This window comes from Bradyrhizobium sp. SZCCHNPS1003, assembly GCF_032381555.1.
Classification (GTDB): Bacteria; Pseudomonadota; Alphaproteobacteria; order Rhizobiales; family Xanthobacteraceae; genus Bradyrhizobium.
This window is the reverse complement of the sequence record NZ_JAUHIU010000006.1, coordinates 271,734-284,336: the sequence shown is the minus strand read 5'-3', so window position 1 is coordinate 284,336 and position 12,603 is coordinate 271,734. Positions and strand designations below refer to the sequence as shown.

General features: G+C 68.1%; 3 protein-coding genes (1 of these 3 cut by a window edge). All 3 read left to right on the top strand.

Features of this window, described 5'->3' with window-relative positions:
• The first annotated feature begins 80 nt into the window (after window positions 1–80).
• Tightly spaced (at most 43 nt apart), the 3 genes in view from QX126_RS12520 to QX126_RS12510 form a layout consistent with a single transcriptional unit that may run on beyond the window.
• Entirely contained in the window at window positions 81–1,043 is a 963-nt protein-coding gene (locus tag QX126_RS12520) for a TauD/TfdA family dioxygenase (RefSeq protein ID WP_315739515.1), read from the top strand.
• 43 nt (window positions 1,044–1,086) lie between these two features.
• Entirely contained in the window at window positions 1,087–10,812 is a 9,726-nt protein-coding gene (locus QX126_RS12515) for a non-ribosomal peptide synthetase (RefSeq protein WP_315781221.1), read from the top strand.
• Window positions 10,809–12,603, top strand: the start of a protein-coding gene (locus QX126_RS12510) for a non-ribosomal peptide synthetase (protein ID WP_315781219.1). The gene runs 4,805 nt beyond the window's last position; only the first 1,795 of its 6,600 coding nucleotides appear in the window; its start codon is at window positions 10,809–10,811; its stop codon lies beyond the right edge, outside the window. Before QX126_RS12515 ends, QX126_RS12510 begins: the two co-directional genes overlap by 4 nt.

The following is a 12,603-nucleotide window of genomic DNA, read 5'->3' as shown; positions in this document are numbered from 1 at the left end:
GTCGAAAGCAGGACCCAGCCGGAAAAGCCGGCTGGTGAAGAAACTTCGATGCTGAAATCGACGGGAGACGGGGAGAAGTCATGTTCGCAATACAATCTAAAGTAGAGCAAGAATCGCTGCCGTTCCTTCTGCGGGCCAGCCGCACGCAGCAGCCGCTGATGGAGGCCGTCAGCGAGGTCCGCGACATGATCGAGCGCCAGCTCTACGCGTGCGGCGGAATTCTCTTCCGTGGCTTCCATCTCGACGGCGCCGAGGCGTTCAGGAGCTTCGCCGCGAGCTTCGGCCATCCGCTGCTGTCCTATGAATTCGGCTCGACGCCCCGATCGCAGGTCAGCGCCGGCGTCTACACCTCGACCGAATATCCGCCGCACCAGAGCATCCCGCTGCACAACGAGCAGGCCTATACGCGCGACTGGCCGATGAAGATCTGGTTCTATTGCGAGCAGGCGGCACAGCAGGGCGGCGAGACGCCGGTCGCCGACAGCCGGTCGATCCATCGCGACATTCCGGCCGCGATCCGTAACCGCTTCGCCGAGCGGGGCGTCATGTATGTTCGCAACTACGGCAGCGGACTCGATGTCGACTGGCGACAGGTGTTCGGCACGGAGTCGAAGGCCGAGGTCGAGGCCTATTGCGCCTCCCATGCGATCGCCTGCGAATGGAAGGATGGCGACGAGCTGCGGACGCGGCAGGTCTGCCAGGGGACCGCGGTGCATCCCGTGACCGGGGACATGGTGTGGTTCAATCAGGCGCATCTGTTCCACGTCTCCAGCCTCGCACCCGAGGTGCGGGAAAGTCTTCTCGACATCGTCGGCGATCCGCTCGAGCTGCCGCGCAATGCGTTCTACGGCGACGGCTCGCCGATCGAGGATGAGACGCTGGCCACGGTCAGAGCCGTGCTCGACCGGCATAAGATCGTCTTTCCCTGGCAGACCGGCGACGTCGTCATGCTCGACAACATGCTGACGGCGCACGCGCGCGAGCCGTTCAAGGGGCCGCGCAGGGTGATCGTCGCGATGGCGCAAGCCCATCGCGTGAATTGAGCCTGCGCGATCGATCCTCACATTGTTATCGGACCTTCGGAAGATGCCGACACAGACCCTCGTCGAACGACTCCGCGAGCATGCCGCCTCGCGTGCCGATCATCCGGCGCTGCGCTTCATCGAAGGCGACGATGTCGTCGACGAGCTGACATTCGCCGCGCTGGATCGACGCATTCGCGCAACGGCCGCACATCTGCAGGAGCTTGCCGGCGCAGGCGAGCGCGCCGTGATTCTGCTGCCGAACGGTCCCGACTATGCCGTCGCGTTCTACGCGTGCCTTTATGCCGGGGTCATTGCCGTGCCGGCCTATCCGCCGGAAACCGGCAAGGAGCGTTACACGAGCCGGCTCGACGGCATCCTGCGCGATGCCGCGCCGCGGCTCATTCTCACCCAGGCGCGTCTGCGCGACGCCATCGTCGCTGCGTTCGGCGAGCCCAAGGCTCATGTTGTTGCCGTCGACGAGGTGCCGGTCGATGCCGCCGCATCCTGGCGCGAGACGGACTTGCACGGCGAAGCGATCGCGTTCCTCCAATATACGTCGGGTTCGACGTCGCAGCCGAAGGGTGTCTGCGTCACTCACCGGAACCTGGTCGCCAATGAGATCGCAATAGAGGCGGTGCTCGGCGGGACCAAGGATGACGTCTTCGTCAGCTGGCTGCCGCTCTATCACGACATGGGATTGATGGGCGGATTGCTGAATCCGCTGTTCACGGGCTTCACGGCGGTGCTGATGTCGCCGCGCAATTTCCTGGAGCAGCCGCGGCGCTGGCTCGACGCCATCCATCGCCACGGCGGCACCTGCAGCGGCGGGCCGGACTTTGCGTTCGCGCTCTGTGCGGACCGGATCTCGGACGAGGCGATCGCGCGTCTGGACCTCGGCCGATGGCGGTTCGCGTTCTCCGGCTCGGAGTTCGTGCGCCGCGCGACGCTGGATCGATTTGCCGCGCGCTTCCGGCCGGCGGGCCTCGATCCTCGCGCGCTGACGCCGTGCTACGGCCTTGCCGAGGCGACCTTGCTGGTGACGGCAGGCGACCGCGCGAGCCGGGCGGTTTGTCACACGCTCGATCCCGCAGCGCTCGCCGGCGGGCGCGTTGCGGGCGCCGGCGAGGGCACGGACCTGATGGCGTGCGGCGCCGTGGCAGACGGCCACGCCGTGCGCATCATGAGGGTCGATGCGTCCGCCGAGGCCGAGAGGAATGAGGTCGGCGAAATCTGGGTCGCAGGTCCGAGCGTCGCGCTGGGCTATTGGAACAATCCCGAGGCGACGCAGCAGACGTTCGTCGTTCGCGACGGCGCGCGCTGGCTGCGGACCGGCGATCTCGGCTTCGTCCGCGACGGCGAACTCGTCGTCACGGGAAGGCTCAAGGATCTGCTGATCGTCCGCGGCCAGAACATCTATCCATTCGATCTGGAGCAGGCCGTCGAGACCGAGGTGGCCTCGGTGCGGAAGGGACGTGTCGCGGCCTTCCCGGTCCAGATCGATGGCGCCGAAGGCATTGGCGTAGCTGCCGAGTTCAGCAGGGCAGTGCTGCGGCGAACGCCGGCCGACGTGCTGATCAAGGCGATCGGCGACGCGGTCATGCGGCAGACGCAGGAATATCCGGCGGTGGTCGTGCTGCTGAACCCGCAAGGCATGCCGCTGACCACCAGCGGCAAGCTGCAGCGGTCCGCCTGTCGCGCCAGGTGGGCGCAGGGCACGCTCGATAGCTTCATGGTGTTCGAGCGGCGACGCGAGGCGGCGGACCCATCGCCGTCCCCGGAGCTCGCGACGGCGACCGAACGCCGTCTTGCGCTGATCTGGCGGGATGTGCTCCGGCGCGAGACCGTCGATCGCGACGACGACTTCTTCATGCTCGGCGGCAACTCGGTCGCGGCCGCTCAGATCACGGCGATGGTGCGCGAGCAGTTCGGAATCGAGCTCGCGCTGCGCGGCTTCTTCGATGCGCCTACGCTCGCCGCGCTCGCAGAGCTTATCGATGCCGCCAGCGCGGACGCGAAAGTGCTTCCGCCGCTGCAGCCGGCACCGGCGGGCATACGCGAGCTGCTGTCTCCCGCGCAGGAGCGGCTGTGGTTTCTCTGGAGCATGGATCCGGCCGGCACGGCCTACACCATCGCCTGCACGGTGCATTTCGACGGCCCGCTCGATCAAGCACTGCTGGTGCAGGCGCTGACCGAAATCGTCGCCCGTCACGAGACGCTGCGCACCACCTTCTCCGCCCCGGATGGCCGCGTCGTGCAGGTCATCCATGCGGCGCCGGACATTCCGGTCGCGGTCGAGGATCTGCGGCGCAGCCCGGCGGCGGAGCGCGCGTCGCGGGTCGCGGCGCGGACACGCGAGGAGCTGGCGCGGCCGTTCGATCTCGTCAATGGCCCGCTGCTGCGCGCCGTGCTGATGCAGCTCGCGGACGACCGCCACGTGCTGCTGCTATCGGCGCATCACATCGTCGCCGACGGGCTCTCGCTCGACGTGCTGCTGGCGGAGATCGCCGCGCTCTATGACGGGCTCCGGCGCGGGGCAGGGGCGCCGCCGTCCCCATCCGCCGTCCAATATGCCGACTACGCCGCATGGCAGCGGGATTGGCTTTCCGGCCCCGAGGCTGCGCAGCAGCTCGCCTACTGGCGCGAGCGGCTCGGCGACGCGGATACACCGCTTGCATTGCCGTTCGACCGGCCGCGCCCGCCCGTACCGAGCTATCGCGGCGACACCATTCACGTCGAGATCGCGCCCGATCTGGTGCTGAGGCTCCGCGTGCTCGCCAGGGAGCATCGCGTCAGCATGTTCATGCTGCTGCTCGCCGCCTATCAGCTGCTGCTGTTCCGCTACTCCGGCCGCTCCGACCTGCGCGTCGGCGTGCCCGTCGCCGGGCGCCGCCAGGCCGAGCTGGCGTCGCTGATCGGCTGCTTCGTCAATACGCTGGTGCTGCGGGCCGACGTGGCCGACGGCATGAGCTTCGCCGAGCTGCTGGGGCAGGCGAAAGAGGAGGTCATCTCCGGGCTTGCACATCAGGATCTGCCGTTCGACCGTCTCGTCGATGCGCTGAAGCCGACCCGCTCCGGCGGCCACAATCCACTGTTCCAGGTCAAGTTCAACTACATGGACGCGCCGGCCGGATTTGCGCTCGGCGATGGCCTGCACGCCCAGCCGCGCATCGTCGATCTCGCCGGCTCGCATTTCGATCTCGCGCTCGACATCATCGACGGCCCAACGGGCATGAATGCGAGCCTGAATTTCGCAACTGATTTGTTCGATGCGGCCACGGTCGAGCGGATCGGGAGCCAACTCGTCGATTTCCTGCGGCAGATCGCGGCGGGCATCGACCAGCCGCTGCGCGACTTCGCAATCGCGCGAGACGTCAGGCAGGTCGTCGCGGCGGAGGTGAAGAGCTTCCCGTCGACGGACATCCTCGATCTGATCGACGCTGCGTTCGCGGGCCGCGACGATCGGATCGCGCTGCGCCAAGGACAGGACACCGTCAGCGTCGCCGAGCTCGTGGGCTGGTCGGACCAGATCGCGCGCACGCTCGTTGCGGCGGGCGTCACGCATGAGACGCCGGTGGCGCTGTGGATCGAGCGGTCGCCGAGCTTCGTCGCGGCGCTGCTCGGCGTCCTGAACGCGGGCGGCGCCGCCGTGCCGCTCGATCCGGCGTGGCCGGTGGCGCGTGTTGACCGTATTCTTCACGATGGTGGCATCGACACCCTGGTCGCGACCGGCGAATGCCTCGCTGCGGCGAGCGCGTTGCAATGCGTCGCGCTGGATGGCGAGTCGCGCAGCGATGCGTCTCGCGGCGAGTTCATTCGCCCGCACGTTCATCCGGCGCAGACTGCCTACATCATCTACACGTCGGGCTCGACCGGCGCGCCCAAGGGCGTCGCCGTGTCACACGGCGCACTTGCCAACTATGTGCAGGCGCTATTGTCCCGGCTGCGGCCACGCGCCGACGCGAGCATGGCGATGGTCTCGACTGTTGCCGCCGATCTCGGCCACACCGTGCTGTTCGGCGCGCTCGCGAGCGGCGCAACCTTGAATCTTCTTCCGGCCGATGCCGCGTTCGATGCGGATGCGTTTGCGCAAGCGATGCGCGACGGCGAGATCGGCGTCCTCAAGATCGTGCCGAGCCATCTGCGCGGCTTGCTGCGGGCACGGCGCTCGGCCGACATTCTGCCGCGCGACATGCTGATCCTTGGCGGCGAGCCGTGCGATCACGGCTTGATCGAAGAGGTCCGCCGGCTGCGGCCGGATTGCCGGATCATCAATCACTATGGACCCACCGAGACGACGGTCGGCGTTACGACACATGAGTGGACGGAAGCCGCAGGTCGAGGTCCGGTGCCGGTCGGATTGCCGCTTGCCAATCTGCGGACCTACGTTCTCGACGATGCACTGAATGCCGTTCCGGCCGGGGTCGCCGGTGAACTCCACGTCGGTGGTGTTGGGTTGGCGCGCGGCTATCGCTGTGCGCCCGCGCCGACGGCAGAGCGCTTCATCCCCGATCCGTTCGGGGCGCCAGGTGAGCGCCTCTACCGAACCGGCGATCGCGTGCGTTGTGATCAGGCCGGCCGGATCGTGTTCCTCGGCCGGCGCGACGATCAGGTGAAGCTGCGCGGCTACCGCGTCGAGCCCGCCGAGATCAGCCGCGCGATTACATTGATGAGCGGCATCGCCGATGCAGCCGTCGTGGCCCGCGCCGTCGATGCTGAGCAGGAGCGCCAGGAGCTCGTGGCCTATTGTGTCGCTGCAGCGGGCGCCGTGTTGCAGCCGGAGACGCTGCGGCAGCAACTCTCGGCGATGCTGCCGGACTACATGGTGCCGTCGCGCATCGTCGTGCTCGACTGGCTGCCGCTGACCGCCAACGGCAAACTCGACCGCGCGGCGCTGCCGCAGCCGGACGAGGACGCCGTGCTATCCTATGCCGCCCCGGTCGGGGCGGTGGAGGAGACAATCGCCGCGGTCTGGCAGGACGTGCTGGGCCGCGAGCGGATCGGCCGCAATAACAATTTCTTCGAGCTCGGCGGCGACTCCATCCTCAGCCTGCAGATCATCGCGCGGCTGCGCAAGCGCGGCGTCATGCTGACGCCGAAGCAGATGTTCGCGCAGCAGACGATAGCGGCGCTGGCCGGCGTGGTTGCGACCACCTCCGCGCCAGCCATCACGCCGCCGGCAGCAGCACGCAACGCAATGAACGCCTGCGCTGCGGAGCTGCTGCCGATCCAATTGCGCTTCTTCGCGGAGGATATCTCCAACCGCGATCACTTCAACCAGGCGGTGCTGCTGATCCCGCGGGACCGGATCAACTGGAGCGTGCTGCAGCGGGCGCTCGCTGCCGTCGTGGGGCATCACGATGCGCTTCGCATGACGTATCGGCAGGTCGCGGGTGAATGGCAGGCGGTGCCGTCCGACCTGCCTGCCGCGCCTGAGCTGCTTTGGCTCCGCACGGCAGTCGAGCCGGCCGACGTCAGCGCGATCGCGTCGGCGGCGCAGGCGAGCCTGTCATTGGCATCGGGATCTCTGCTGCGCGCCGTCGGGTTCGACATGCGCGACGGCAGCCAACGGCTGCTGATCGCCATTCACCATCTCGCCGTCGATGGCGTGTCGTGGCGGATTCTGCTCGAGGACATCGCGTCGGCCTGCGAGCAGCTGACGGGGCAGGTGGCCGCCGTCAACCTGCCGCCCCAGAGCTCCACGCCGTCCTCCTGGGCGCAGCGACTGCGCGCGCATGCGGCCTCCGATCGGCTGGTCGGCGAGATGCCGTTCTGGCTGGCGTCCTCCCGCGGCAGCGAGCTGCCCTGCGACGACGACCATGGTGGCGCCGACGTCGAAGCCGACGCCGAGGAGGTCGTGCTGAAGCTCGAAGCGGAGCTGACCGAACGACTGCTCGATGCGGCGCCCGCGGCCTATCGCACGCAGGTCAACGACCTGCTGCTGGCTGCGCTGGCGCGTGCGGTCTGGAACTGGCGCGGGATCGATGGCGTCGTGATCGAGCTCGAAGGCCACGGCCGCGAGGATGTCTTTGCGGACGTCGATCTCACGCGGACCGTGGGCTGGTTCACGACCGCATTCCCGGTCCGTCTCGACGGCGGCGGCAAGACCGACGGCGCGCTCATCACCCGCGTCAAGGAGACGCTGCGCGCCGTGCCCGATCGCGGGCTCGGCTATGGAGTCCTGCGCCATCTCGGTGCGAAGGAGCATCGCGAGGCGCTGGCCGCGGTGCCGAACCCGCGTATCGTCTTCAACTATCTCGGCCGCTTCGATGGCCAGCTCGGCGCGTCGGCGCCGTACCGGATTGCGCCGGAAAACCCGGGACCGATGCGAGCCGCCGACACGCCGTTGCGGGCCTGGCTCACGATCAACGGCGAGGTGCGTGACGGGCAGCTGCGTCTCGGTTTCCGCTATGGCAGCCGGTGCTATCGGCGCGCGACCGTCGAACGGCTCGCGGAGCTCTATCGGGCGGCGCTGCACGGTCTCGTCGATCATTGCCTCGGCGGCGCCGGCGGTCTCACGCCGTCCGATGTTCCGCTCGCGGGGCTCGATCAGGCGGCGCTCGACCGGCTCTGCGCGACGATCGACTGTCGCTCCGTCGAGGACATCTATCCGCTGTCGCCGATGCAGCAGGGCTTGCTGTTCCATGCCCTGCGCGATGGCGCTGATGACGTCTATGTCAACCAGCTCTCGATCGAGCTTCGAGGTGTGACGCCGGCGCGGTTGCGTGCGGCATGGCAGGCGGCGAGCGCGCGGCATGCGGTGCTGCGAACCGGGTTCGCCTGGCAGCAATTGTCCGGAGCGGCCCAGCAGATCGTCTACCGTCAGCTCGAGGTGCCCGTCGTCGAGGAGGATTGGCGCGGCCGTATCGCTGATGGGGCCGCTGCGGTGGCTATCGATGCGGCGCTTGCGGAGGCGGCGGGGCGCGAGCGTGAGCTCGGCTTCGACATCACCCGGCCGCCGCTGCAGCGGTTGCGGCTGATCCGGCTCGGCGATGACAGGCTGTGGCTGATCTGGACGCATCATCACATCGTGATCGATGGCTGGAGCTCGGCGCGGCTGCTCGCAGACGTGCTGCAGCAGATCGGCGGCGCTGCGCCGTCGGCGGCGCAAGCCAGTTATCGCGACTACATCGCCTGGCTGCAGACGCGCGACCACGCGGCGGCTGTGGATTTCTGGCGCGAGACGCTGCGCGGCTTCGATGAGCCAACGCCGCTCGCCGACGCCTTGCGTGCGAGCCGCGCGATCGACGCTGCGAGCGGCCACGGCCGGCTGACGCTGCGCGTGGACGTCGATCTCGCTGCCCGCCTGCGGCGGTTCGCGACGCAACAGCGCATCACGATGAATACGCTGCTGCAGGGGGCCTGGGCCCAATTGCTGCGGCAGTATACGGGACAAAGCTCGGTCTGCTTTGGCGTGACGGTCTCGGGCCGTCCGGCCGAGCTTGCCGGCGCCGAGCACATGGTCGGCCTCTTCATCAACACGCTGCCGCTGATCGACCGCGCGCACCCGCAGACCGCGACCGGCGACTGGCTGCGAACCCTTCAGGCGCAGAGCGTCGCGGCGCGCGACTATGAGTGGCTGCCGCTGCACGAGATCCAGCGCCTCGCCGACAGGGCCGGGCAGCCCCTGTTCGACAGCCTGATGGTGTTCGAGAACTATCCGATCGATCAGGCGCTCACCGCGCGCAACGGTGCTGGGCCGCAGATCGGGCGGGTCGAACATGTGACGCCGACCAGTTATCCGATCGCGGTCATCGTGTTCGACGGACCCGAGGGCCTGCGCCTCGACTTCAACTACGATCGTGCGCAATTGGACGAGCACGCGATTCGACGGGTGAGCGCGTCGTTGCGGGACTGGCTGATGCAGATTTCGGCGGATGCCACCCGTCCGACCGGCAGCCTTCGAATGGTCGATGGGGAGGCGCTGGCGTGGCTCTTGCGCTGGAGTGGAGCTGCGATTGGCGAGACGTCATCCCCACGTCCGTTGATCGACGCAGCGCCCGGCGTGGTGGCGCAGATCGAGGCGCGGGCGAAGGTTGTCCCGGACGCGGTTGCGATCGTCAGCGGCGACCGCCGGATCAGCTACGGCGAGTTGAACGCGCGCGCAAACCGGCTGGCGCGGCGACTGCGCGCGCGCGGGATCGGCGCCGATGTCGTGGTCGGACTGGCGCTGGAGCGCGACGCCGAGATGATCGTCGCGCTGCTCGCCGTGCTGAAGGCGGGTGCGGCCTACCTGCCGCTCGACCCGGATTATCCGGCCGAGCGTCTTGCTCACATGCTGAGCGACAGCGGCGCGAGGCTTCTGCTGACGCAAGCTGGGCTGCAGGATCGGTTCGCGCTTGCGCTGGCCGATAGCGGAGCCGAGGCCTGGCTGCTCGATCGCGACGATGATGCGGGCGACGCCGACAATCTCGGCAGCACCATCCATCCGGAGAGCCTCGCCTACGTCATCTATACCTCGGGCTCGACCGGCCTGCCCAAGGGCGTGATGGTGCGTCACGGCGCAGTGACGAACTTCCTGGCGACGATGGCCGAGCAGCCGGGGATCGCGTCCGACGACCGGGTGCTGGCATTGACCTCGCTGTCGTTCGACATCGCGGTGCTGGAGCTGTGGCTGCCGCTGACACGGGGCGCCCGGATCGTGCTGGCCGATCGCGCCTCGGCGCAGGATCCGACGGCGCTGAAGGCGATCGTGGCCAGGCACGGCGTGACCATGATTCAGGCGACGCCGTCGAGCTGGCGCATGCTGCTCGATCATGACGGGACCGCGCTGCCTCGTCGCTGTCGCGTACTCTGCGGCGGCGAGGCGCTGGCTCCCGATCTGGCACGGCGGCTCGTCGCGCTGAGCGGCGAGGTCTGGAACATGTATGGGCCGACCGAGACCACGGTGTGGTCTGCGCGCCACCGGCTCGATTCCAACGATCCTATGCCGGTGCTGGGTGGTCCGATCGGCAACACCACGCTCTACGTGCTCGACGCCAATCTCAATCTGGCGCCGCCCGGCGTGACCGGCGAACTGTTCATCGGCGGCGAGGGACTGGCGCGCGGCTATTGGCGGCGCGCCGGGCTCAGCGCAGAGCGCTTCGTTCCCGATCCGTTGGGCGGCCCCGGTGCGCGGTTGTACCGGACCGGCGATCTGGCGCGCTGGCGTGCCGATGGCACGCTCGACTATGTCGGCCGCGCCGATCACCAGGTCAAGATGCGCGGACATCGCATCGAGCTCGGCGAGATCGAGGCGCGGCTGCGCGCACTGCCCGGCGTTCGCGACAGCGTCGTGGTCGCGCAGGAGTTCGGCGGCGGGCGACACCTGATCGGCTATGTCAGCAGTGACAGCACCCTCGACGGCGGCGACTTGCGCGCGATGCTCACGGCCATGCTGCCGGACTACATGGTGCCGTTGCGCGTCATCGTGCTGCCGCGGCTGCCGCTGACGCCGAACGGCAAGGTCGATCGCAAGGCGCTGCCGCTGGCCTCACAAGGCGAAGCGGGAGACGACTATCAGGCTCCGGTCGGTGAGATCGAGATCATCCTGGCCGGCATCTGGGCGGAGCTGCTCGGCCTCGATCGCATCGGGCGGGGCGATCACTTCTTCAGGCTCGGCGGCCACTCTCTGCTGGCGGTGCGGCTGCTCGGCCGTGTCGCGCAGGAGTTCGGCACGTCGGTGCAATTGTCCGAGCTGTTCGCTCATCCGGAATTGGCGGAATTCGCGCGCGTCCTCTCGATCAGTCTGATCGAGCAGGAGTTCGCCGAAGGTGAGCTCCAGGAACTGATGACGGCGGAGCTATCATGAGCGGACAATCAGGACAGCCTCTTCTGCGTGACCTCGATCCGGAGGCGCTGCGCCGGTTGGCATCGCGCGCGCGACAGCGCGGCCGCAACGCCCCCAGACGCGACACAAACACGATCCCGATCGTCGATCGCGGGGGCCGGCTGCCGCTCTCCTTCGCGCAGCAGCAGCTGTGGCTGCTGGCGCAGCTCGATGGCGGAAGCGCGAATTATCACATCGACGTGGCGCTGCGGTTGCGCGGCCGGCTCGACATCGGCGCATGGCGCCGCAGCCTCGACCGCCTGTTCTCCCGGCACGAGGCGCTGCGGACGGTCTTTGTCGCCGAGGACGGCGAGCCGCGAATTGCGCTGTTGCCGTCCGACACCAGCCTGCCGCTGGAGATGCATGATCTTCGCGGCCGGCCGAACCGCGAGAAGCGGCTGGGCGACGTGCTGGATGAGTGCACGCGCGCGCCGTTCGATCTCGCTCGGGGGCCGCTGATCCGCAGCCATTTGATCCGTCTGGGCGATGATGATCACGTCGTTCTGCTCAGCCAGCACCACATCATCTCCGACGGATGGTCGATGGGCGTCATCGTCCGCGAGTTCTCGGCACTGTATGGCGCCTTCGCCGCAGGCGGCGACGATCCGTTGCCGCCTCTGGCGATTCAGTATCCGGACTATGCAGCATGGCAGCGGCATTCGCTGACGGCAGATCGGCTGCAGCGGCAGCTCGATCATTGGACCGCCGTGCTGCGCGACGCGCCATCCTTGCTGACATTGCCGACCGACCGTGGGCGTTCTGCGCCGCGATCCAACGCCGGCGCCGCGGTGCCGGTGGAGATCGACGACGGTCTATCGGCCGACATCAGGCGGCTGGGCCACGCGCTCGGCGCCACCCCGTTCGTCATCGTGCTGGCGGCCTGGGCCATCGTGCTGTCGCGGTTGGCGGGCCAGCAGGATCTCGTGATCGGCACGCCGAGCGCAAATCGGATGCGTTCGGAGCTCGAAGGCCTAGCCGGCTTCTTCGTCAACATGCTGGCGCTGCGGCTCGACCTCTCGCATGGTCCTGCTGTCGCCGAGCTGATCGACCGCGTCAAGACGGCGGTCCTCGCGGCGCAGGATCATCAGGATCTTCCGTTCGAGCACCTGGTCGAGGCGCTCCAGCCGCCGCGGCATCCGGAATACACGCCGGTGTTCCAGGTGGTGTTCGCGTGGCAGAGTAACGATGTCGGCTCGTTCGCACTGCCCGGCCTGGCGGTCGAACGCCTTGCGATCGAGCAGCACAAGATCAAGTTCGATCTCGAGCTCGATCTCAGCGAGAGCGGCGGCCGCATCTCTGGCAAGCTCAACTACGCGACGGCGCTGTTCGACGCCGAGTCCGTGCAGCGCTATCGCACCTATCTGCTGGCTGCGCTGCGCGCCATGGTCGCCGACACCAGCCAGCCGGTCGATCGGATCGAGCTGCTGCCGGCCGAGGAACGTACGCTGCTGCTGGATGTCTGGAACCGCACGCAGTCGTTCACGCCAGCCGACTGCTGCATCCAGGAGCTCGTCGCAGAGCAGGCGCGCCGCCGCCCCTCCGCCGTGGCGCTGGTGCATGGCGCGGTCAGCTTGAGCTATCGCGAGCTCGAGGAGCGCGCCAATCGCCTCGCGCATCATCTCGTTGCGCTGGGCGCCGGTCCGGACCGGCTGGTCGCGATCTGCCAGCAGCGCGGCATTGATGCGATCGTCAGCGTGCTCGCGGTTCTCAAAGCGGGAGCGGCCTATCTGCCGCTTGACCCTGCCTATCCGCCGCAGCGTCTGCGCGAGACCG

What these genes read in the sequence shown, in the direction of transcription:
- QX126_RS12520 (WP_315739515.1), top strand. Translation starts at nt 81, where the DNA reads ATGTTCGCAATACAATCTAAAGTAGAGCAAGAATCGCTGCCGTTCCTT.
- QX126_RS12515 (WP_315781221.1), top strand. Translation starts at nt 1,087, where the DNA reads ATGCCGACACAGACCCTCGTCGAACGACTCCGCGAGCATGCCGCCTCG.